The organism is Flavobacterium anhuiense, from assembly GCF_900101855.1.
Taxonomy (GTDB): Bacteria; Bacteroidota; Bacteroidia; order Flavobacteriales; family Flavobacteriaceae; genus Flavobacterium; species Flavobacterium anhuiense.
The window spans coordinates 252,609-275,520 of the sequence record NZ_FMVC01000004.1; the positions used below are offsets into that span (position 1 = coordinate 252,609).

The 22,912-nt window shown below is 34.9% G+C and carries 17 protein-coding genes and 1 other RNA gene; 8 read left to right on the top strand and 10 right to left on the bottom strand.

What is annotated here, in order from left to right:
* The first annotated feature begins 142 nt into the window (after positions 1 to 142).
* The 3 genes from BLP44_RS12260 to BLP44_RS12270 all read left to right on the top strand — a co-directional run bounded on the left by BLP44_RS12260 (position 143) and on the right by BLP44_RS12270 (position 4,898).
* Entirely contained in the window at positions 143 to 1,441 is a 1,299-nt protein-coding gene (locus BLP44_RS12260) for a hypothetical protein (RefSeq protein ID WP_091133282.1), read from the top strand.
* Between the two features lie 133 nt (positions 1,442 to 1,574).
* On the top strand, positions 1,575 to 3,548 hold the full coding sequence (locus BLP44_RS12265; RefSeq protein WP_035692014.1) for a KUP/HAK/KT family potassium transporter: 1,974 nt from the start codon (positions 1,575 to 1,577) through the stop codon (positions 3,546 to 3,548).
* A gap of 135 nt (positions 3,549 to 3,683) precedes the next feature.
* Positions 3,684 to 4,898 (top strand): RsmB/NOP family class I SAM-dependent RNA methyltransferase, encoded by a 1,215-nt coding sequence (locus BLP44_RS12270; protein WP_091133284.1) that lies wholly within the window; start codon positions 3,684 to 3,686, stop codon positions 4,896 to 4,898.
* A 171-nt stretch (positions 4,899 to 5,069) separates the two neighbouring features.
* Here the strand turns inward: BLP44_RS12270 and BLP44_RS12275 are convergent, their stop codons facing one another.
* Both BLP44_RS12275 and BLP44_RS12280 read right to left on the bottom strand, forming a co-directional pair.
* Complete coding sequence (locus BLP44_RS12275; protein WP_091133720.1) at positions 5,070 to 6,113, bottom strand: AMP-binding protein; 1,044 nt, start codon at positions 6,111 to 6,113, stop codon at positions 5,070 to 5,072.
* A 4-nt stretch (positions 6,114 to 6,117) separates the two neighbouring features.
* Positions 6,118 to 7,050, bottom strand: a complete 933-nt coding sequence (locus tag BLP44_RS12280; protein ID WP_091133286.1) for a CPBP family intramembrane glutamic endopeptidase — start codon at positions 7,048 to 7,050, stop codon at positions 6,118 to 6,120.
* 114 nt (positions 7,051 to 7,164) lie between these two features.
* Between BLP44_RS12280 and arsC the strand changes: the two genes are divergently transcribed.
* Positions 7,165 to 7,509 (top strand): arsenate reductase (glutaredoxin), encoded by a 345-nt coding sequence (gene arsC / locus BLP44_RS12285; protein ID WP_091133288.1) that lies wholly within the window; start codon positions 7,165 to 7,167, stop codon positions 7,507 to 7,509.
* A 91-nt stretch (positions 7,510 to 7,600) separates the two neighbouring features.
* Positions 7,601 to 10,051 (top strand): TonB-dependent receptor, encoded by a 2,451-nt coding sequence (locus BLP44_RS12290; RefSeq protein WP_091133290.1) that lies wholly within the window; start codon positions 7,601 to 7,603, stop codon positions 10,049 to 10,051.
* A gap of 246 nt (positions 10,052 to 10,297) precedes the next feature.
* Here BLP44_RS12290 and BLP44_RS22960 read toward each other — a convergent pair whose 3' ends face one another.
* Complete coding sequence (locus tag BLP44_RS22960) at positions 10,298 to 10,471, bottom strand: hypothetical protein (RefSeq protein WP_008468464.1); 174 nt, start codon at positions 10,469 to 10,471, stop codon at positions 10,298 to 10,300.
* 219 nt (positions 10,472 to 10,690) lie between these two features.
* Between BLP44_RS22960 and fumC the strand changes: the two genes are divergently transcribed.
* The gene (fumC, locus tag BLP44_RS12300) at positions 10,691 to 12,076 is read left to right on the top strand and encodes a class II fumarate hydratase (RefSeq protein ID WP_066033951.1); all 1,386 of its coding nucleotides are present in this window, start codon (positions 10,691 to 10,693) and stop codon (positions 12,074 to 12,076) included.
* 108 nt (positions 12,077 to 12,184) lie between these two features.
* Here the strand turns inward: fumC and BLP44_RS12305 are convergent, their stop codons facing one another.
* Positions 12,185 to 13,387 (bottom strand): NAD(P)-dependent oxidoreductase, encoded by a 1,203-nt coding sequence (locus BLP44_RS12305; protein WP_091133292.1) that lies wholly within the window; start codon positions 13,385 to 13,387, stop codon positions 12,185 to 12,187.
* Between the two features lie 240 nt (positions 13,388 to 13,627).
* Between BLP44_RS12305 and BLP44_RS12310 the strand changes: the two genes are divergently transcribed.
* Both BLP44_RS12310 and ssrA read left to right on the top strand, forming a co-directional pair.
* Positions 13,628 to 14,830 (top strand): serine hydrolase domain-containing protein, encoded by a 1,203-nt coding sequence (locus BLP44_RS12310; protein WP_008468458.1) that lies wholly within the window; start codon positions 13,628 to 13,630, stop codon positions 14,828 to 14,830.
* Positions 14,831 to 15,095: 265 nt separating this feature from the next.
* Positions 15,096 to 15,493: a transfer-messenger RNA gene (gene ssrA, locus BLP44_RS12315) on the top strand.
* A 142-nt stretch (positions 15,494 to 15,635) separates the two neighbouring features.
* On the opposite strand, the gene BLP44_RS12320 is transcribed toward ssrA, so the two are convergent.
* The 6 genes from BLP44_RS12320 to BLP44_RS12345 all read right to left on the bottom strand — a co-directional run bounded on the left by BLP44_RS12320 (position 15,636) and on the right by BLP44_RS12345 (position 22,912).
* Entirely contained in the window at positions 15,636 to 16,088 is a 453-nt protein-coding gene (locus BLP44_RS12320; RefSeq protein ID WP_008468454.1) for an Lrp/AsnC family transcriptional regulator, read from the bottom strand.
* 138 nt (positions 16,089 to 16,226) lie between these two features.
* Positions 16,227 to 17,219, bottom strand: a complete 993-nt coding sequence (locus BLP44_RS12325; RefSeq protein ID WP_091133294.1) for a bile acid:sodium symporter family protein — start codon at positions 17,217 to 17,219, stop codon at positions 16,227 to 16,229.
* 13 nt (positions 17,220 to 17,232) lie between these two features.
* A complete protein-coding gene (locus BLP44_RS12330; RefSeq protein WP_091133296.1) occupies positions 17,233 to 18,306 on the bottom strand; it encodes a methionine synthase in 1,074 nt (357 codons plus the stop codon).
* Positions 18,307 to 18,336: 30 nt separating this feature from the next.
* Positions 18,337 to 19,389 (bottom strand): DUF1852 domain-containing protein, encoded by a 1,053-nt coding sequence (locus tag BLP44_RS12335; protein WP_091133298.1) that lies wholly within the window; start codon positions 19,387 to 19,389, stop codon positions 18,337 to 18,339.
* Between the two features lie 569 nt (positions 19,390 to 19,958).
* Complete coding sequence (locus BLP44_RS12340; RefSeq protein ID WP_091133300.1) at positions 19,959 to 20,480, bottom strand: DUF3347 domain-containing protein; 522 nt, start codon at positions 20,478 to 20,480, stop codon at positions 19,959 to 19,961.
* Positions 20,477 to 22,912 (bottom strand): zinc-dependent metalloprotease, encoded by a 2,436-nt coding sequence (locus tag BLP44_RS12345; RefSeq protein ID WP_091133302.1) that lies wholly within the window; start codon positions 22,910 to 22,912, stop codon positions 20,477 to 20,479. Before BLP44_RS12345 ends, BLP44_RS12340 begins: the two co-directional genes overlap by 4 nt.

The following is a 22,912-nucleotide window of genomic DNA, read 5'->3' on the forward strand; positions in this document are numbered from 1 at the left end:
ATATAAAAAAGTCACAAAACCACTATTCTAAAAATTTAAAACGCTAAAAATCAGCATTATAAAATTCATCCTGTTTTAAATAAATTTTGTGGCACAGTAATTGGATATCTCATAACACAAAATAATTTAATACAAATTAGCCATGAAAGCGAATTTACTTTTAATAGCAATATCAGCCCTAGTTTTTGGTTCTTGCGCTGCGCAAAGTCAAACTACTGTTTATGCAAAAAACTCAGATATAAGCGATAACTTAGATTTAAGAGCTGTTGCTTCGATGTTTGGAGAATCAGCCAATCTTCAAGATTTTGAAAGACGTTTAAATGACCCTAAATATCAAATATCAAATCTTGACCTTAACGGAGATGACGAAGTAGACTATCTTCGTGTAATCGAAAGTGTTGAAAACAGAACTCACGTTGTAATAATACAAGCAGTTTTGGACCGTGATGTTTACCAAGACGTTGCTACAATAGATGTAGAAAGAGACAATTACAATAAAGTGAGCGTTCAAATTGTTGGAAACGCTTACTTATACGGAGCAAATTACATTTATGAGCCTGTTTATAGTGTGGCACCTGTTATTTACACTTCATTTTGGGTAACAAATTACAGACCGTATTATTCAACTTGGTATTGGGGTTATTATCCAACTTACTATACTGCTTGGAGACCTTACCCTGTTTACAGATATAGAAATAATATCAATGTTTGCATCAACGTACACAATACATATAACTATGTAAATGTGAGAAGAAGCTACAGAGCCCCTGCTATTTATGAAACAAGACGTAGTTACGGTTACGAAAGAATGCGTCCTAACTACAGTTTTGCTGAAAGGCACGCAAACACATCTAACAGATATGAATTAGAACAAAGACGTGTAGCAAACAGAGAAACTAGCCGAAATACGTATAACACCAATAGAAATTATACAGGAAGAACAACATCTGATAATGGTATTTCTAACAGAACATATGCTGAAAACAGAAATGCAACAAACAGATCATCTGTAGACAGAAGCAACAATACCACTAGAGGTTATAACTCTACAGGCAGAAGTACTGAAAGTGTAAGCACAGAAAGAAGCACAAATCGTGGTGGTTATTCAAATAATGGTTATAATTCTCAAAGAAATGAAAATGCAGCTAGAGTACAGAATACTCCAAGAGTAGATTACGGAAACGGAAATACTTCTAGCACATCAAGAGGATATTCTAACCGAGAGGCATCTGCTCCAAGAGCTGAAAGAAGTTCAAGAAGTTATTCTGAAAACCAGTCTAGCAATTCAAACAGAGACTATTCTGCTAGACCACAGCAAAGCCAACGTTCAGAATCTCCACGAATGAGCCAAGAATCTTCTAGAGGAAACCAAGAATCTAGAGGTGGACAGAGCCAAAGAGATAACGGTTCGAGTTCTAGAGGAAATGGCAGAAGAGGTTAATTTTCGAAATAAATAATATTCAAAAAAGAAAGCACAATTTTACGATTGTGCTTTTTTTTATCTTTTTAATTTTAATTGCCTCTAATTTGTTTTAAAACAGTAAATTTGCAACCGTCTTTTTATAAAATTATACATGAGCGCATCGCATAAAAACTTACATAGTAAGTTGTCTATAGGGGGTTTATTGATTACTTTAGGGATTATTTATGGAGATATCGGTACTTCTCCACTGTACGTAATGAAGGCTATTTTGGGTGATCATACGATAAATGCTGATATTGTTTTAGGAGGCATTTCGTGTGTGTTTTGGACACTTACATTACAAACTACAATTAAATATGTACTTATTACTTTAAGTGCAGACAACCACGGTGAAGGAGGGATTTTTGCCTTATATGCATTGGTCAAGAAAACTAAAATTCAATGGCTTATAGTACCCGCGATTATTGGTGGTAGTGCCCTACTCGCTGACGGAATTATAACCCCGCCTATTTCGATTTCTTCTGCTGTAGAAGGAATTAGGGCATTTTACCCAACGATGCAGACACAAACTATCGTATACATCGTAATTACCATTTTATTCGTTTTATTTACTATTCAGCAGTTTGGAACTAAATTGGTTGGAAAATTCTTTGCTCCAATGATGTTAATCTGGTTCGCTATGTTGGGTACACTAGGAGCAATTCAGGTATTGAATTATCCTGAAGTAATTAAAGCGATTAATCCTTATTACGCTTATCATTTATTATCGATACATCCTGATGGTTTCTTCGTTCTTGGATTTGTTTTCTTATGTACAACTGGAGCTGAGGCTTTATATTCTGACATGGGACACTGTGGAAGAAAAAACATTAGAATTAGCTGGATTTTTGTGAAAACCACTTTAGTTTTAAACTATTTTGGACAAGCTGCTTATTTAATTCACCACGAAGGAAGTACGTTACAGCAATTAGGAGGTGAAAACGGAAATCCGTTTTACTTGATTATGCCACATTGGTTTTTACCTTTCGGAATCGTAGTTGCAACTCTTGCCGCTGTAATTGCATCTCAAGCGCTTATCTCTGGTTCGTTTACATTAATTAACGAGGCTATGCGTCTGAACTTCTGGCCAAAAGTAAAAATCAAATATCCAACAGAAGTAAAAGGTCAATTGTACATTCCGTCAATCAACTGGCTATTGTTTTTTGGCTGTGTTGGAATCGTTTTACATTTCGAGAAATCAGGAAACATGGAGCATGCGTATGGTCTTGCCATTATTTTGTGTATGATCATGACAACCATATTATTGAATTACTACTTAATCATGAAACGTGTAAAACTGTACTTTATGGTACCGTTAATTACAATTTATTTATTGATTGAGTTCAGCTTCCTTTTTGCTAATATTACCAAATTTGCCGAAGGTGGTTACGTAACATTAATTATTGCGAGTTTACTTATTTCTGTGATGACAATCTGGTATCTAGCTAAGAAAATCAACAAAAACTACACTAAGGTGGTCAAAGTTGATGATTACAAGCAAGTTCTGGTAGAGTTAAGCCAAGATTTATCCATTCCGAAATATGCCACACATTTGGTTTATATGACCAATGCAAATCGCGTTGATGAATTGGAAGAAAAAGTAATTTATTCGATTCTTCAAAAACGTCCAAAAAGAGCTGATATTTATTGGTTTGTTCACGTTAATATTTTAACTGAACCTTACAAAACGCAATATAAAGTAACAGAAATTGCGAAAGACGATATTTATAGAATTGATTTTAACTTAGGATTTAGAGAGCCAACCAAAATCAATTTGATGTTTAGAGAAGTTATCAAAGACATGGTAAAACGAGGTGAAGTAGATATTACCAGCCGTTACGAATCTTTAAACAAGAACAATATTATTGGAGACTTTAAATTTGTATTGTCTGAGAAATTCTTATCAAACGACAACGATTTAAGATGGCATGAAAATATTATCATGAACTCTTATTTCTTCATAAAAAAACTGAGTTTGTCTGAGGAAAGAGCTTTTGGTCTAGACAGCAGTTCTGTTAAAATAGAAAAATTCCCGATGGTGCTTCACGCTCCAGAAAATATTGGATTAACGCGTATTACAAAATAATAGGCTTTTAAATAATTCAAAAAAACACTCTAATTTGGAGTGTTTTTTTCTTTTAATACGAGTTAGATTAAGATTCAGTATTAAAAATTTAACTTTCAATCAATTAATAGTACCTTTGCAACTCAAATTATAGAAATGAGATTACACAGAAATTTAGTTTATACTACCATTGACTCTTTGAATGCCATTTTCAACGAAGGAGAATATGCTGATAAAGTGGTAGCCAGAGCATTAAAAAAAGACAAACGTTGGGGAAGTTCTGACAGAAAGTTTGTTGCTGAAACGATATACGAAATTGTTCGCTGGAAAAGATTATATGCAGAAATTGCCGAAGTAAAAGAACCTTACGACAGAGATAATCTATGGAGAATGTTTGCGGTTTGGGCAGTTTTACGCGGTTATCCAATTCCAGATTGGAGACAACTGGAAGGAACTCCTGAAAGAAAAATCAAAGGTCGTTTTGATGAATTATCTAAAACTAGAGCCATAAAAGAATCTATTCCAGATTGGATGGATGAATTGGGCGTAAAAGAACTTGGTGAGAAAGTTTGGGCCAAAGAAATTGCAGCGCAAAATCAGCCGGCAAAAGTTATCTTGAGAACTAATACTTTAAAAGGTACAAAAGAAAGTCTTAGAAATACTTTAATGGATTTAAATATTGAAACTGAATATTTAAAAGATCAGCCAGATGCTCTTGTTTTAAAAGAAAGAGCAAACGTATTTTTGACAGACGCTTTTAAACAAGGACTTTTTGAAGTTCAAGATGCCAACTCTCAGTTAGTTGCAGCCTTTTTAGATGTAAAACCAGGAATGCGCGTAGTAGACACTTGCGCAGGTGCGGGCGGAAAAACATTACACATGGCTTCTCTAATGCAAAATAAAGGACAATTGATTGCAATGGACTTGTACGAAAGTAAATTGAAACAATTGAAATTAAGAGCTAAAAGAAATGGTGCTTTTAATATTGAATATCGCATCATCGACAGCACAAAAGTGATTAAAAAATTACACGAAAAAGCCGATCGTGTTTTAATTGATGCACCTTGTAGCGGATTAGGAGTTTTAAAAAGAAATCCAGATTCTAAATGGAAATTACAACCTGAATTTATCGACAACATTCGTAAAGTTCAGAGCGAAGTTTTAGAAAGCTATTCTAAAATTGTAAAACCAGGAGGGAAATTAGTTTACGCCACTTGTTCTGTTCTTCCATCAGAAAACCAAGAACAAGTAGAAAAGTTCTTAAAAACAGAAATCGGGCAACAATTTACTTTTATTGAAGATCGTAAAATGTTAGCTTCAGAATCTGGTTTTGATGGATTCTATATGGCGCTAATGGAAAGAAAAAAGTAAAAATTCCAATATCAAATTCCAAATTCCAACCTTGGAATTGCTTAATATTTAAAATCCCAAATTTCAATCTGAGTTATTGAAATTTGGGATTTTTTTATTTTACAACTTTGTCAAAGTTTAAAACTTTGACAAAGTTCTAAACTCAAGTTTGGAATTTAAAAGATTGAAATTTTACTCTTGCAAAGTTGGTTTACGAAGTAATTTTCCGTTTTCATTTTCTTTGAATTTTGAAACGAAGACTATTTCTTTTGGCTTCTCGTATTTCCCTAAAACATCAAAGAAATCAGGTTCAAATTCTTGTTTTTCTCCTTCTATAACCAAAACTAGTTTTTCTCCTAAAGTAGTATCTGGAAGTCCTGTCACAAAAAATCTATTAGCAATTTTTCCTGTCAGTTTAGCTTCAATCTGTTCTGGAATCAGCTTTACCCCTCCACTATTGATTACATTATCAATTCGACCTAAAAACTTAAACTGCTGTTCATTCACCAACTCTACCAAATCATTTGTGACAATTGGCTCATCAGAAATTGTAGCTACATGAATCACCAAGCATTGACGATCGTCCTGAGAGATTTTGACATTTGGAAGAATCGAAAAAACAGAATCCCCCAAACGTTTCGCCGCAATATGCGTAATTGTTTCGGTCATTCCATAAGTTTCGTAGATTTCTGTTTTTAAAGGCAAAAGCTTTTCCTCAAGAGCCGAATCTAATTTAGCTCCGCCAATAATTAATTTGTGTACTTTAGAAAGTCCGCCTATAGAGTTTTGAACCTGAAGCGGCACCATTGCCACAAAATCGTAAGTCGTCGTATTGAATTGTAATGGATGCAGACTTGGCGAAACCACATCTAATTCCAATCCTAAAATTAAACTTCTCACCAGCATCATCTTCCCTGCTATAAATTGCGTTGGCAAACATAATAAAGCTTTATTTCCTGGCTCCAAACCAAAAAAATCACCTGTTGCCAAAGCAGATTGAATCATGGCTTGTTTTTTTAATCTAACCAGTTTTGGAAGTCCTGTTGTTCCAGAGGTCGTCATTTCGATATAATCTTTTTTATCAAACCAGTCTAAAAAGAACTCTCCAATAGATTGTTCATATGCATCTCCTTCTTTAATATAACTATAAGCGACACGGCACAAGTCTTTTGCATTTAGATGATATCCATTTAATTTGAAATAATTGTGAACGTTATTTTGAGTTAAGTTTTGCATAATCTTAAGCATTTAATTCGACATTACTAATTTTTCCTGTTAGCTTTTCTTTCCAATTTGTCCAGCCATATTTTTTACTAAAAATAAAGAGCAGAATAGGATAAATAATAACCACTGGCAGAATTACATCAATTCCTGCTGAAGGTTCTGAAAGATCTTTAAATATAGAATTGGTTTGAAAAACGGTCCAATCTGAAGTAACCAATAATGCTCCAACAAGATTGTTTGCAGCATGAAATCCGAGTGCCAATTCCATCCCTTCATCCATCAGCGTTATTACACCCAAAAACAATCCCGTTCCTATATAATAAATCATGATAACACCTCCCATTTTTTCAACTTCAGGATTGGTCCAATGCATCGAGCCAAATATGACAGAAGTCATTAAGAGCGGAAACCATCTATTCTGAACTAAATTGGCAAATCCCTGCATTAAATAACCTCTAAAAACATATTCTTCAGTTGAAGTCTGAATCGGAATTAAAATGCATCCTAAAACTGCTAATGTCAAAAAAGGAACTAATTTAAACTGCAATACGAATTGCTCAGGTGATCTTAAATATACGAACAAAAAACTGAGCAAGGAGAAAAATGACCATAAAAAGAAAGAAAACAAGATTCTTTTCCAATCCATTTTAGATCTTGAAGTTGTCACCGACAATAGAGTTTGACGATGAATATATTTAACCACAAAATAAATTCCTGCAAAAGCAAAAATGAAAGAAATCATTATCAGAAAAAGAGTTGTATTAGACTCAAACATTTTCATTATTTCTTCATTTGTAGTTGGGAAAGCAACATGCTCTGTGAATGTTTTATAAAATACAGCTGCTGTAATTGGAATTTGCCCTATAAAAGATGCCGAAATAATAAAAACTGATCCTAACAGATATTTCCAAAATTTATTCTCGGGCTTAATTCCTTGTTCTAAAAACATAAATTTAAAATTTTAAAAAATGAGAATTCAAATTCGATAAGTTAATCTTACTTTTGATAGCACTAAAATACCGCCTTTTTATTTTACGAATATTAAACGTTTAAATATAACAAAATGATACAAATTTACCACAATCCAAGATGCGGAAAATCGAGAAATTGTCTAGCTTTTATTGAAAAATCGAATCAGGATTTTGAAATCATACCTTACTTAACTGAAACTCCATCTTTTGACCAATTAAAAATATTATTAGGTCAACTAAATTTAGAGCCAATCCAACTCATTAGAACAAAGGAAAAAATCTGGATCGAAAATTTTAAAGGAAAAACCTTGAGCGATGACGAGATTATAAATGCCATGGTAGAAAACCCAATTTTAATAGAGCGTCCAATTGTTGTAAAAGACGGAAAAGCTATAATTGGCCGAGACCCAGAACTCGTTGCTTCTTTTTTAGATTGATTCTAAAATACCCTATTAACATTTTTTTGTGATTCTTCTCTTTAAACCAAAAACTACATTTGGCGTCTAAAGAGAAAAAGAAAACCAGAAAATGAAAAAAATCAAATTTGCTGTATTGCTTGTATTCATGTTTACAAGTTTCTACAATTACTCTCAACAAGGTCCCGGAGGCAGACCCAAAGTAAAAGTCACCGGAAAAGTTTTCGAGAAAGTAAGCAAACAACCATTAGAGTATGCTACAATTTCACTTACTGCTCCAAATGATACAAAAGTTGTTGCTGGAGGTATTACGAATCCGAAAGGAGAATTTGAAGTTGCGGTTGCACCCGGAACTTACGATATAAAAGTAGAGTTCATTTCATTCAAATCGACTGAAATTAAACAGAAAAGCATTCAAGGCGATACCAATTTAGGTGTAGTAAACCTATCTGAAGATGCTGCACAACTAAACGAAGTTGTAGTTCGCGCTGAAAAATCGACTGTAGAAATCAAACTGGACAAAAAAGTTTACAACGTTGGTCAGGATATGATTGTAAAAGGCGGAAGTGTTAGCGATGTTTTAGACAACGTCCCTTCTGTTTCTGTTGATACAGAAGGAAATGTAAGTTTAAGAGGAAGCGACAACATTCGTATTTTAATTGACGGAAGACCTTCGCAAGCTATAAATATTGCAGAAGCTTTAAGACAGCTTCCAGCGGACGCAATTGACAAAGTAGAAGTAATTACAAACCCATCAGCGCGTTATGATGCTGAGGGTGGTTCTGGAATTATCAATATTGTTCTTAAAAAAGGAAAAAATCAAGGTTTCAACGGAACTTTTATTGCTTCAACAGGTTTACCAGAAACGTATGGATTAAGTGCTAACTTAAACTACAAAACTGAAAAGTTAAACTATTTTACAACTGCTGGTTACAACTACAGAACTACAGAAGGAGCTGGCCAGACCAATTCTGAATATTTAAATCCAGACGGTACAACAAAAAGTTTCTTAGACGAAGACCGCGATACAAAACGTATCAGAAACGGATTCAATGCAAGAGCTGGAGTTGAATGGACCATAACGCCATCTACATTCTGGACAAATGCTATCAACTACCAAAAAAATACGGGTGACGATAGAGATCTGATCAATTATTATAATTACGATGCTAATCGCAATTTTACTGGAACAACGTATCGTTTAAACAACGCAGATACTGGAAGCGAAAACTTTGAGTACACTTCTAATTTGATTAAGAATTTCAACGATAAGGGACACAAACTTACCGCAGACCTTTCTATTTCAAGAAATACAGATGATAGCTACAGCACTATTACAGCCTCACCGAATTTCAATAATACGCTAAACGATCAGATCCAAAAACAAGTATTATTTCAGGCAGATTATGTTCTTCCGCTAGGAAAAGGAAGCCAGTTTGAAGCAGGATATAAAGGAAGTTTTGGAGATCTAAACAACGAATATTATGTAACTGAAAATGGAGGAGCAAAAGATCCTAATTTATCAAATACTTTAGAATACAAAGAAAACATCAATGCACTTTACACACAGTATGGTTTCAAAGTAAATAAATTCTCTTATTTATTTGGTTTAAGATGGGAAGACACGGACATCCATGTTAATTTGCTAGACAATAGCGATTTCAATACTAAAAAATACAACAACTTATTTCCAAGTGCTTTTATTAGTTACGAAATCTCAGATCAAAGTAATTTCTCTGCAAGCTATAGCAAACGTTTGTCAAGACCAAGAGGACGTTTCATGAACCCTGCGGTAAACTATGCAAGTAATGTTAACATCTTTCAAGGAAATCCAGACTTAGATCCTTCTTTGACAGACAAATATGATATTGGCTACATCAAAAAATGGGATAAAGTAACCTTCAATACATCGGCATATTTTGAAGACACAAAAGATGTTTTCAGTTTTGTACGATCTCCTACTGGAGACGAAGTTAATGGAGTGCCTGTAATCAAAAGCCAACCTATTAACTTAGGAAAAGAGCAAAAATTTGGTTTCGAATTTACGTTCAATTACACTCCATTCAAATGGTGGAAATTAAACAGTAACTTTAACTTCTTCAATGTAAAAACTACAGGGGAACATAGTTATACAGATACGCAAGGAAAAGAGATTGTTCAAGATTTAGACAATCAGGCTAATTCTTGGTTTGCAAGAGTAAACTCTAAAGTTACACTTCCGTACAAAATTGACTGGCAGTTGACAGCAATGTACAACGGAGAACAAAAAACAGCTCAAGGTAAAAACTTAGGCCAATTCGGAATGAATACTGCTTTCAGCAAAGATGTCATGAAAGACAAAGGAACTATTGCTTTCAACATTAGCGACGTATTCAATTCAAGAAAAATGAGATCGTACACGTATTTAGATGATGTAAGTTCATATAGCGAATTCCAATTCCGTAAACGTCAGTTCAATTTATCATTCACATACCGTTTCAATAAACCAAAAGGTGAAAGAGATAAAAATGCACAGCCAAGAAATGATGGCGGTGGAGACGGTGGCGGAGATTTTCCTGGATAAAATCTTTTAAATTCCAATCTGGATAAAAAATTCCAATAAAAAAATTCCAAATTCCAATTTTTATCATTGGGATTTGGAATTTTCTATTTATAAGGAACCCGACAGGTTTTAAAAACCTATCGGGTTTAAATAAGCTTATCGAATTGGAATTTGGAATTTGTCCCGAGGCTTCGGGATTGGAATTTCCTTTTTTTGGCACAAAAAAAAGAACCTTTTGGGTTCTTTTTTTATGACATCAATCTAAAATTAAATAGATTGTTCTTCTTGTCTTTTTCTGGCTCTTTTTTCTTTAATCATTTCCCAGCTAGCTCCTGTTACCCAATAAGATAAGAAACCTACCAAGAAAAACATTAACCAAAACCCTATAGTTAGTATGGTTAAGAAAAGTAAAAAACCTAAGTACTGTGAAAATTCAAACATGTTTTCCGGAATTTTTGAATGTTACCACAAATGTAGGGTATATATTTTTTCTCAGCAATAAAATCTAAATCAATTTTCGTTAAATAACATTTATCCGTATATTTATACTCATTTTAAATAAGCTTTTTTAGATCATACAATCCCTTTCTCTAAAAGAGCTCAGATGAATTTCATCAAAAAATTTCACATTTTACAAATAACATTTTTACATACAACATAATGAAATACAGAATAGAAAAAGACACCATGGGCGAAGTTCAAGTCCCAGCCGATAAATATTGGGGTGCACAAACAGAACGATCTAGAAATAATTTCAAAATTGGGCCGGCGGCATCCATGCCAAAAGAAATCATAGAAGGTTTTGCTTACTTAAAAAAAGCCGCTGCTTATGCCAATTACGATTTAGGCGTTTTGCCAATCGAAAAAAGAGATGCAATCGCAGCAGTTTGCGACGAAATTCTTGAGGGAAAACTAGATGACCAATTCCCTCTTGTAATCTGGCAGACGGGTTCTGGAACGCAAAGCAATATGAACGTAAACGAAGTAATTGCCAACCGCGCTCAAGTCCTTAAAGGTTTTGAAATTGGCGAAGGCGAACAATTTATAAAAGCCAACGACGATGTAAACAAATCCCAATCGTCAAATGATACTTTCCCAACTGGAATGCATATTGCCGCTTACAAAATGGTCGTAGAAACTACGATTCCTGGTATCGAAAAACTTCATGCTACCCTAGCCAAAAAAGCTGCAGAATTTAAAGATGTTGTCAAAATCGGCCGTACGCACTTAATGGATGCGACACCATTAACTCTTGGTCAGGAAATTTCAGGTTACGCAGCACAACTAGCCTTCGGATTAAAAGCCTTAAAAAATACTTTATCCCATTTATCTGAAATCGCTCTTGGAGGAACAGCTGTTGGAACAGGATTAAACACTCCAAAAGGATATGATGTAAAAGTCGCAGAATATATCGCAAAATTTACCAACCATCCTTTTGTAACGGCAGAAAATAAGTTTGAAGCGCTTGCAGCACACGATGCAATTGTAGAAACACACGGAGCTTTAAAACAATTGGCTGTCTCTTTAAATAAAATTGCCAACGATGTTAGAATGCTGGCTTCAGGTCCTCGTTCTGGAATTGGCGAAATTCATATTCCTGAAAATGAACCAGGTTCTTCTATTATGCCTGGAAAAGTAAACCCAACGCAATGTGAAGCTTTAACCATGGTTTGCGCTCAAGTTATTGGAAATGATATGGCAATTGCTGTTGGCGGTATGCAAGGGCACTATGAACTGAATGTTTTCAAACCTGTAATGGCGGCCAATTTTTTACAATCGGCACAATTATTAGGTGATGCCTGTGTTTCTTTTGACGAACATTGCGCACAGGGAATCGAACCAAATCATAAACGCATCAAAGAATTAGTTGATAATTCGCTTATGCTAGTAACTGCTTTAAACACCAAAATCGGATACTATAAAGCGGCAGAAATTGCTCAAACCGCTCACAAAAACGGAACAACTTTAAAAGAAGAAGCGGTTCGACTTGGTTATGTAACTCCAGAAGATTTTGATGCTTGGGTAAAACCTGAAGATATGGTTTGAGTTATGAATTATGAGTTATTACTCTAACGTAAATAATAAAAGGAGAAACATTTATGTTTCTCCTTTTTTATAGACAAAATCGGCTAACTCTAATTCATAATTCATAACTTATTTACCGTCTACATAATCCTGTAAATAACTGAATCTTTCTGTTAGTTTTCCATTTTCAGTGATTTTGGCGCGTTTTAAGATTCCGTCTTTATCACCGTTGAAGAAAGCTGGAATTACGTGTTCCATAAATTGTTCTCCAAAACCTTCGCTGGCATCTTTTGGAATTTCACACGGCAGATTATCTACTGCCATTACTGCAACTGCAGCTGGATGAAAAAGATCAACTTCACGATCTTCTAACGGAAAATACCCATATAAGGGATCTTCAATGGTTGACGAACGTATTGTACAAGCAATCGGACCGTTAACATCACAAGAAATATCAGCTACCACTTTCAATTTGCAGTCGCTTGCGTTCAGCATTTCTTTGGTTAAAATCATCGGTGCATTACTGGCATAAAAATGTCCAGCAAAATAAATGTCAGATACTTTCGTGAATCGTTCAAAATCAGATTCATACTCTTCTGGATGCTTAACAAAATCTACAAAATCCAAAACCTGCCCGTCTTTCCTTTTGTTGTATTCCAAAACATCCAATTGCACATAAACCGCTTGAGCATATTTTTTAGTCAAATAATTATCAATTGTAATTTCCTTCACTTTTATAGCATCCAAAATTTCTTTGGCTCCGCTCCCAACCTTTCCAGTTCCAGTAACTACAAATTTCAGAGCTGGCATTGTGATACGCTTTAAGTGTTTTATCAAATCTTCTTTTCCTGAAAGAGTTTCTGCTTTTGGAAGTTTGAACAATTCGAATTTAATTCCGAATGCGCGGATTCCGTTATAAACACCAACCATTCCAGCATATTTTCCAAAACCAATTAAACGATGATCGTATTCGTTTACAATCGTTTCATGATCGTATAAATCGATATTTTTTTCTAAAATCGCCTGAAGTAATTTTCTATTATGAGGCTGTTTTTTAATTGTATGAGAAAAAAAGAAATACGCTTTGTTTGGAATCAAGCTTTCTACAGGAACTTCTTTCACACCAAATAAAACATCGCAGTCAGAAACATCATCAGTAACGGTAATTCCCATATTTTTATAGTCATCATCAGAAAAAATTCTGATATCTGAACTTTCGACTTTTACAGAGGCATCATGATAAAGTTGCTTTAATCTTGTCAATTCATTTGGAGAAAAAACAACTCTTCTGTCAGGCGGGTTTTTTCTCTCTTTTATGATTCCAAATTTCATTAGATTGGTTTTTTAGTATTTAATAATATAACTTTTTAAAACATATTTGTTTCAAATATAACAAATTTAGTTAAAATTTTGTTTCAAAAATTCTATTTAAAATGTTCCAAAACCGTTAAAAGCTGAAAAACAACCGAGTAAAATTTAGTTTTCTTAAAAAAATGTTAAAAAACACAAAATAGAGCTCCAGAACCAAGAATACAACAAAATTGAATTCGATATATTTGTTTTTAAAGAACGATGCAAATGATTTTCCTTAAAAAAACAAAGATACCACAAATACTTTTTTCAATACTGGTTTTAAGTTCATGTGGCCAAAACAAAACAGCAGCCACAGATACAACTCAGACAGTCGAAGATACCTTACCTAAAATGAAGCCGTTAGGAGCTGAACCGAAAGTTTCACAGGCTTATAAAAACTCAGTTGTCGGCAGAATAAATCACTTTTACAACAAAAATTGGCCAAATAATACCATGAATGGAAGTTTCTTAGTGGCCAAAAATGGACAAATTTTATTTGAAAGATATAATGGTTATGCCAATAAAAATGAAGGAACGGAGATAACTCCTGAAACACCTGTACAAATTGCTTCTGTGAGCAAAGTGCTAACTGCCACAGCGGTTTTAAAATTGGTTAACGCAGGTAAAATCGATTTGGACCAAAAAGTAAATACTATTTTAAAAACTTTCCCATACGAAGAATGTACCATAAGAATGTTATTGGATCACCGCACAGGAATGCGTAATTACGCTTATTTCACAGACCGCGACAAATCGATTTGGGACAGACATAATCAATTAACCAATAAAGACATTTTAGATATTCTGGCTACAAAAGATATTGGTTTGGAAGCTAAAACTGGAACACGTTTTAGTTATTGCAATACGAATTATGCCATGCTGGCTCTTATTATAGAAAAAATTACGGGCTTAAGTTATAAAGAAGCCATGTCTGAAATGATTTTTAAGCCTTTGGGAATGACTCATACTTATGTTTTTGATGATGATAAAGACAGAAAAAAAATTGTTCCTTCTTATAAAGGCAACGGTGTAGAAATTGGCTTTGATTATTTAGATAATGTTTACGGAGATAAAAATATCTTCTCGACTGCACGAGATCTTTTAAAATTTGATCGCGCAAGACAATCGCCAGATTTCTTAAAACCTGAATTACTAAAACAAGTTTACACTGGCTATAGCAATGAGCGTAAAGGAACTAAGAATTATGGTCTTGGCATTAGAATGATTAATTGGGAAACGGGACAAAACTTTTATTTTCATAATGGATGGTGGCACGGAAATACCTCATCTTATATTACTTTGATGAAAGAAGGCGTAACGATTATTGCCCTGTCTAATAAGATGACTAGAAACACTTATGCAGTTCGTAAACTAGCTCCGATTTTTGGAGATTATCCTTTTAATTTTAAAGACGAAGAGTAAAAATAGTTGTAAAGTCATAAAGCCCAAAGTCGAAAGTCCAAAGTCTTAAAGTTGTTGTCTATTTTGACTTTGTCTTTTAATATACTAATTGAGGTACAATAAAAAGGAGCAAAAGAAAGTAAGCTTTTGATTTTAAAAACTTTATAACTTTCAAGTTTCGATTTCCGGCTTTAGACTTTCCGACTTTGGACTTTGGACTTATATTTTTTTGAAAATTTTAGCAGAAAGTAATTTCAAATACTCTAAATTTGCAGACTTATTTTTTGGGGTCGACTGGTTTTGACAGCAAGTCGAATTGAACAGTAAGCACGTCGAGCATTGAGACCTTGCTCGTAAATATAAGATCTCGAACTTTTACACGGCGAAAATAATTACGCTTTAGCTGCATAATCCGAATCATAGTAAGATTACGCCACGTCTCTACAAGGTAGAGAAGCTGGATTCTCCTGGAAAGCCTTGGTTTGTGGCGTTCCGTTCAGGGGAACCGTAAAAATAAACCTAGATTTCCATGAGCTTCGGGTGGATTTCGAAATTTAAGAAGATAAGTGTTGGGTGGTTGTTTCTGGCCTAGCTCAACATCGAAAATCCAATCAGGAAATAAGCGTGTAGAAAGCTCTTTAGTTGCTTGTTTGGACCCGGGTTCGATTCCCGGCGACTCCACAAAAAAGCCTGTAAACAAATTGTTTACAGGCTTTTTGTTTTTTTTTGGTTGACAATTTGGTTGATATTTTTTCTCCTTTGGTTTATCTTATTTTTTTGATGCTAAATGATAGCAATTCCAAAATAATTTTAAAACATCGCGGAGCTATCCATACATATTTTTTATCTCCGACATAACAAAGGTACTTTGGGTACTTCCTATGCTTTCAACTGATCCCAATTTATTAAACACAAAATCCTGATAATGCTTCATATCTTTGGCAGAAACTTTCATTAAAAAATCGTAATCGCCTGAGATATTATAACATTCTACAACTTCTTCTATTTTCATAATATCACTGACAAACTGATTCCCAATATTACGATCGTGCTGTTTTAGTTTGATATTACAAAAAACAATGAATCCCCTGTTTAATTTTTCTGCATCAAGAAGCGCTATGTATTTCTTAATATAACCATTGTTCTCTAATCTTTTAATGCGCTCAAAAACGGGCGATGGGGAAAGATTTACCATCTTCGCCAGTTCTTTTACTGTATATTTAGAATTATCGTGAAGTATATTTAATAACTGAAGATCAATATCATCTATCTGCTCCATAGAATTTTACTTTAAATTAGGTTTAATTTATTTCTAAATTAGAATAAAATTCTTTAAATACAACTAGAAACAACACAAAAATCTTATTTTACACCAATTAAAAAAATAATAACCTGCACTTATTTGATATAACAAAAATTACACTTCTTTTCGCCGAGCCATACCCTGAGCGATAATACTGGCGGCAATCAATTGCAATGCATGGTAAAGCATGAGCGGCAGCAATACGATCCCGGTGATAGTACTGTGCTGAAAAAGTACTTTTGACATAACGGTGCCATGTACCAATGACTTTTTAGACCCGCAGAATAAGACCGTAATACGATCTTCATCTGAAAAACCAAGCAGGCGGCTGAGTAGTCCTACACAAAAGAATACGACAAAAAACAACGCCATCATCCCTACAGCAAGTCCAGCAAGTTCCAGAGCGGTGAAACCTTCAAAAAGATGTTCGGAGAATGACTTGCAAAACGAAGTGTAAATAATGGTTAGAATAACTGCCTGGTCGAAATATTTGAGCTGCTTCTTGTATTTTTCGGCAATGGCGCCAAAACGGGAATTTAAGCTTATGCCAATCATGACAGGCAGCAAGACTTGAAGAATCAACTTTATGACGATTTGAGTAACATCAAAATCGTCTGTCGCAGAAGCTATAAACAGCCCAACCCAGAGCGGCGTAACCAATACTCCGATCAAACTAGAAATGCTTGCATTGAAAATCGCTGCGGGAATGTTTCCCTTAGCAATAGAGACCATAACCACAGAAGAGGATACTGTTGACGGTAAAGCCGCCAGAAAAAATACACCCAACCACAGCAGCTCGAACCCGTTATTGACAAACAACGGGCGAAATGCCAAAACAATGAGCGGAAAAAATAAAAAGGTGGTCAACTGGACGACAATGTGCATTTTCCAGTTGGAAAGTCCGGCTTTTAGTTTCTCAACACTCAGTCGCATGCCATAAAACAAGAAAATCAAGGAAACCCCAGCATTGGCAATCTCCTCCAGCGAAACAGGTTCTTTAACCATGCCTGGCTTTGGTAAAAAATAAGCCATCAGAATCATGGTGGCTATCATTAACAGGAAACCGTCGAAACCTGCTTTTTTTAATACTTGTAATAATTTTTTCAATGTGTATTAAATATTATTCCTCCATAGAAGTATGGACTCCATTATTAATATCGAGACTAATCCCAAGTTCTTTGCGTATAATTTCTGCTCCTGCACTTAAAGCACTTAATTTGCCTCTAGCTACGTTTCGAGATAACGGAGCCATACCGCAGTTTGTAGAAGGGTAAAGATTTTCGGCATCTACAAACTCAAGAGCTTTACGCAGGGTATCAGCTACTTCTTCTGGCGTTTCGATAGTGTTGGTTGCCACATCAATGGCACCGACCATTACTTTTTTACCGCGAACCAATTCCATTAAATCTAAAGGCACATTGGAATTGTGACATTCTAAAGACACCACATCAATTTTAGATTTTTGAATTTTCGGGAAAATTTCTTCGTATTGTCGCCACTCAGAACCTAATGTCTTTTTCCAATCGGTATTTGCCTGTATTCCATAACCATAACAAATATGAACAGCAGTTTGACAATGTAAGCCTTCAATGGCTCTTTCTAATGCCGCCATTCCCCAATCGTTCACTTCATCAAAGAACACATTAAATGCAGGTTCATCAAACTGGATAATATCTACCCCTGCGTCTTGAAGTTCTCTTGCTTCTTGATTGAGTGCTTTCGCAAATTCCCACGCCAATTTTTCCCGGCTTTTATAATGGTCGTCGTACAAGGTATCTACCATTGTCAGCGGGCCTGGCAATGCCCATTTTATAGGTTTATTAGTCTGTTTGCGTAAAAATTTAGCATCTTCAACAAAAACTGCTTTTTGGCGTGCAACCTCACCTACAACCACTGGAACACTCGCATCATAACGGTTACGGATTTTTACGGTTTTACGGTTTTCAAAATCTACACCGCTTAAATGCTCGATAAAAGTCGTTACAAAATGCTGGCGTGTTTGTTCGCCGTCACAAATGATATCTAGATCTGCCAATTGCTGTTCCTGCAGAGAAATGCGCAGAGCATCCTGTTTCCCTTCAAGTAACTGATCTCCTTCTAATTTCCATGGTGACCAAAGTTTTTCGGGTGGTGCAAGCCAGGCTGGTTTGGGTAAACTTCCAACAATAGAGGTGGGTAGTAATAATTTTTTCATAATAATATAATTTTAATGCGTTGTAATCAATTAAAGGGTAAAATTAGCAGACCATTGTTCCAAGAGACTTTTGTAAGGCTTAATGAAATGCTCTTCTGCATATTTACCCTGCTCAACAGCCAGTCGGCTGCGCTCTTCGCGGTCATAAACCACGCGAGTCAGTGAATAATCTTCGTGTTTAAGACTAGGCTTATAGATTTTTCCAGCCACTGAATTTGCATTGTAAATTTCAGGACGATAAATCTTCTGGAAAGTCTCCATTGTGCTGATTGAGCTGATTAATCCAAGATCAGTATAATCGGCAAGCAGATCTCCAGAATGATAAAAAGCCATCGGTGCCACACTATTCGGAGGCATGAAAAAACGAACTTTTAAGCCCATTTTAGAGAAATATTCATCAGTGAGAGAATATTCATTCTGCAGATATTCAAAACCCAGAACAGGATGCTGGTAGTCAGTGCGGGTATACGTTTTGTTGCTCGATACACTTAAACAAATGATCGGTGACATCTTAAAATGCTCTTTATAAGTGACCGAATTCACAAAACATTTATAAAGTTTTCCGTGCAAATCGCCAAAATTTTCAGGAATAGAAAAAGTAGATTTATTTTTATTGTACTCGGTCAATAAAATACTGAAATCATAATCACGAACATAAGAAGAATAATTGTTTCCGGCAACCCCTTCGATTTGCTGGCCACTTTTACGGTCAATAATATTCGTTTTTAAAACTTCAATCATCGGTAAATCGTTACTGCCATTTTTATCATCAATACTCATCGTTACTGTGAGGATTTCAAGTTCTATAAGGTAACGATCAGCTTTTGGATTATCCAAATGAGCCAATGCATTGAATCGATTGTTAATCATATTTAAGGCATTGCGTAAGTTTTGCTGGCGCTTATCTCCTCTAGCCAGATTTGCAAAATTGGTTGTCAAACGCGTTTGGCTTGAGGGATGATAGTTTTCATCTAAACAAGTGCTCTTTAGTGTGAATGCAAAATCATTCTTGATTGCATTCTGAGTATTTTTAATATCCTGCTTTTCGTTTATTCCCCTCTCTTCTTTTATGTTCGCTTTCATTTGATGATAATATTTAGTTTTTTATCCTGCAAATTTTAAAATAAAAGATTAAATATTTTTATTCATACTTAAAATCAGATAATTATTCTTTTTATGTATGTTTATAAAGATTATTATCCTTTAAACAAATCTAATAATGAGCGAAAACAGATAATTATTCTTAGTGCACTTAAAGATGATTGATTCGGAGTTTCCTTTATTACTTCAAAAACTCGAAAAAGAAAATATAAAGGAAAAATTATACCTAATAAAAGCTCAAATAATACTACTTTCAAATACTGGACATAATGTAAAATGATTGCAATCTTCTTTGTCTCGAACTTAAATCACATATACTATTTTAATGGATATTATTTAAGTTTATCAATAAACATTACGATGGGAATTAGCTGTTCGAATGAAATCCCTGCGACTCCATAAAAAAGCCTGTAAACTCTTGTTTACAGGCTTTTTTTCAATTGTTTCTACAATAGTTTTAACTATAACGGTGGCATTAAGTATTCTAAACGACAAATACGGCTTCCCTACAAAGAAGACCGCATCTATCAAACTAATTCAAATTAAAAAAACTATAAAGTTGCTTTTACTTCACCACAGGTAAGCATATTTTTGGGATAATATGGATTTTTGATTTCTTTACTATCGCTTGTCCAAACTGCGCCAGTCATTGGGCAGACTTGTAAATATAATGTTTCATCTGCTGCTTTAAACTTTGAAGCCTGATCCCAGTACTTTACTGAAAGAGTCTCAAAAATCTTGCGCTGTTTATTAATGTTTTTTGTCACGGCAATCTGATTAGCCAATTCTATAATTTCTTTTCTTGAAATTGTAGCAATGTTCATTTGCTCCAACGTTAATTTTTTAAACTTGAAGTTTTTCAAAGAATTCGTCAAAGCCACAGCACTTTTAACGGCAACAAGGCTATCCGAAAGTATTAAGCTATTCTTTAAAGCTAAATAACTCTTTGTAATTTCTTTCTTTTGCTCTTCTCTTTTTTGCACCAATTCTGGAGTCACTTCTTCTTTTGACGTTAATTGTGCCTGAGCCAGAGTACTTAAGCAAATCAATGCTACAACTAATATTTTTTTCATATCGCGGTTTTATCTAATTTATTAACGATTTTATCGATTTCGATTAAAATGCTTTCGAAGTGGTCTTTATTGAATCCTGAAGAAGCATCTTCTAATTTTTTGATTTCATCTCTTAATTTTAAAAGATGCTGTTTCCCATACAATCTAATATCGCTTCGCTGAGCTGCATTTAAGGCTTTTCCGGGTTCTGCTTCTTTTGGCAATAAAAGCATGCCTAGTTTTTCAATATAACCACGCTGTAAACTTCTTCTGTAAAAATCCTGCTTTTCATCGCCTGTAAATTTCACCCAAACTGTCTGCTGCAAATCGTTTAAAAATTCAGGAACTGTATAAGCATTTTCAAACTGGATCGATTTAAGACTGATATTGTACAGCATGCCTGGACTTAAAAGCATATTTAAAACCTGATTCTGCTGATCTGAAATTTGATCAGCTGTTTTTAAAGAAATAAGCTGATCAATTTCCTGCGGGTACATCCATAGCGGAGCTACAAACAATTGTCTTCCGACATAGTCAATCGCGGCTTTTACTTTTGCTTTTGGTATCTGCTGATAGACAACACCTTTTTCATCTACAGTTCTTTTGGTCACATAATTATTACCGATATATTTCAATACATGGTACAAATAGATACTATATTGTGACACCACCGCTTTGTGCATGTCCGATAAATTATCGTAAGCATCATTAGGCTGATAGGTCCATTCGATAAGATTTGGCACAACGCGCTTTAAATTTTTTATTCCGTAATCACTTGCCTTTACTGCGTCATCACCGATATCTTCTCTTTGGCTGCGCGGATCTTCATCTTTACCTTCTCCGCCAAACCATAATTTAGGATTAGCAGCTAAACTATCAGTAGTTAATTTCGCCAATATTTTTTCTTCTTCAAACTCGTCCTTCGCATTTGGATAATATCCATAACCCCATTGAACCGCCCATTTGTCGTAGCTTCCAATACGCGGATAAATTCCTTTTGGACTAATATTGTCTTCTGGCTGCGCCACATAATTAAAGCGGGCATAATCCATAATAGAAACGGTATGGCCATTGGCTTCTACCCATTTTTTGTCACGAAGTTTTTCTACTGGAGTAGCATTACTTGCTCCCATATTATGGCGTAAACCAATAGTGTGACCTATTTCATGCGAAGAAACAAAACGGATTAATTGTCCCATTAATTCATCATCCAGATGCATTTTTCTTGCTCTCGCGTCAAGAGGTCCAGCCTGAATCATATACCAGCGCTGCACTAATTTCATCACATTATGATACCAACCAACATGGCTTTCTATAATTTCACCGCTTCTTGGATCGCTCACACGAGGCCCATACGCATTTGGCGTTTCAGAAGCGTAATATCTTACTACAGAATACCTTGCATCTTCTAGACTCATTGTTTTATCGTCTTCTGGCCATTCTTTCCCTACAATCGCATTTTTAAAACCAGCGGCCTCAAAAGCTTTCTGCCAGTCGTTGATTCCCGCAATTAAATATGGTCTCCATTTTTTTGGCGTTGCTGGATCTATGTAATAAACTATTTGCTTTTTTGGTTCAACCAATTCGCCTTTTAGATATTTTTTAATATCCTTCTCTTTTGGCTCTAAACGATACCTTTGAATGATAAATTTCTTCTGTGCGCGTTGTTCGTCATCATCAAAAAGGACATATTTGTTGGCAAAGTATCCCACTCTTTCATCAAAAAAGCGTTTGCGCATTGGTGTTTTAGGCAATAATACAATAGATGTATTTAATCTAATGGTTATGCTTCCGCTGCTTGCAGTACTGCTTGTGTACGTTTTTGTGGTTTTCACTTCGATATTGATTGCATAGGTATCAATAGCCTCAATAAAAGATTTATCATCGGCAAGAGAAGTCAGTTTTTTTTCTGTTTTCTCTTTGCTTTCTAAAGAAAACATCGGATTGTCTTTTTTGAATGCATCTGTTACATCAATAACAATATTTCCGTTATCTGGATTAGTTGTCTTTATTGCAAAAGCCCCTACAATTGGGTTTTCATTACTTCCAGCCAATGCTTTTGCCAACATTGAATCAGCCGAACGTACATCTTGCTTATATTGCAGCGATCTCAAATAAACCGTATTATTAGCTCCTTTTTCAAAATAAATGGTTTGTTCGTTGGCTTTTTCTCCTCCAAAAGCTCCCATTCCTTCTGGAGTAGATAAATATCGTGTTACCACTAGCATGTATCTATTAAACAAGCTGTCTGGAATCTGAAAATAATATTTAGTATCAACCTGGCTTACAGTAAAAAGCCCTGATTTATTTTTTGCTTTATCTGTTATTACCTTATTATAAGCCTGCATGCCTTTGGGCTGTGTACTGGTACTATCGGCTTTTTTTTCTGGGGTTTGAGCAAAACCATGCTGCCAAGCAGACAGCATGGTTAGTATTATAATTAACTTTTTCAT

What these genes read in the sequence shown, in the direction of transcription:
- BLP44_RS12260 (WP_091133282.1), top strand. Translation starts at nt 143, where the DNA reads ATGAAAGCGAATTTACTTTTAATAGCAATATCAGCCCTAGTTTTTGGT.
- BLP44_RS12265 (WP_035692014.1), top strand. Translation starts at nt 1,575, where the DNA reads ATGAGCGCATCGCATAAAAACTTACATAGTAAGTTGTCTATAGGGGGT.
- BLP44_RS12270 (WP_091133284.1), top strand. Translation starts at nt 3,684, where the DNA reads ATGAGATTACACAGAAATTTAGTTTATACTACCATTGACTCTTTGAAT.
- BLP44_RS12275 (WP_091133720.1), bottom strand. Translation starts at nt 6,113, where the DNA reads ATGCAAAACTTAACTCAAAATAACGTTCACAATTATTTCAAATTAAAT.
- BLP44_RS12280 (WP_091133286.1), bottom strand. Translation starts at nt 7,050, where the DNA reads ATGTTTTTAGAACAAGGAATTAAGCCCGAGAATAAATTTTGGAAATAT.
- arsC (WP_091133288.1), top strand. Translation starts at nt 7,165, where the DNA reads ATGATACAAATTTACCACAATCCAAGATGCGGAAAATCGAGAAATTGT.
- BLP44_RS12290 (WP_091133290.1), top strand. Translation starts at nt 7,601, where the DNA reads ATGAAAAAAATCAAATTTGCTGTATTGCTTGTATTCATGTTTACAAGT.
- BLP44_RS22960 (WP_008468464.1), bottom strand. Translation starts at nt 10,471, where the DNA reads ATGTTTGAATTTTCACAGTACTTAGGTTTTTTACTTTTCTTAACCATA.
- fumC (WP_066033951.1), top strand. Translation starts at nt 10,691, where the DNA reads ATGAAATACAGAATAGAAAAAGACACCATGGGCGAAGTTCAAGTCCCA.
- BLP44_RS12305 (WP_091133292.1), bottom strand. Translation starts at nt 13,387, where the DNA reads ATGAAATTTGGAATCATAAAAGAGAGAAAAAACCCGCCTGACAGAAGA.
- BLP44_RS12310 (WP_008468458.1), top strand. Translation starts at nt 13,628, where the DNA reads ATGCAAATGATTTTCCTTAAAAAAACAAAGATACCACAAATACTTTTT.
- BLP44_RS12320 (WP_008468454.1), bottom strand. Translation starts at nt 16,088, where the DNA reads ATGGAGCAGATAGATGATATTGATCTTCAGTTATTAAATATACTTCAC.
- BLP44_RS12330 (WP_091133296.1), bottom strand. Translation starts at nt 18,306, where the DNA reads ATGAAAAAATTATTACTACCCACCTCTATTGTTGGAAGTTTACCCAAA.
- BLP44_RS12335 (WP_091133298.1), bottom strand. Translation starts at nt 19,389, where the DNA reads ATGAAAGCGAACATAAAAGAAGAGAGGGGAATAAACGAAAAGCAGGAT.
- BLP44_RS12340 (WP_091133300.1), bottom strand. Translation starts at nt 20,480, where the DNA reads ATGAAAAAAATATTAGTTGTAGCATTGATTTGCTTAAGTACTCTGGCT.
- BLP44_RS12345 (WP_091133302.1), bottom strand. Translation starts at nt 22,912, where the DNA reads ATGAAAAAGTTAATTATAATACTAACCATGCTGTCTGCTTGGCAGCAT.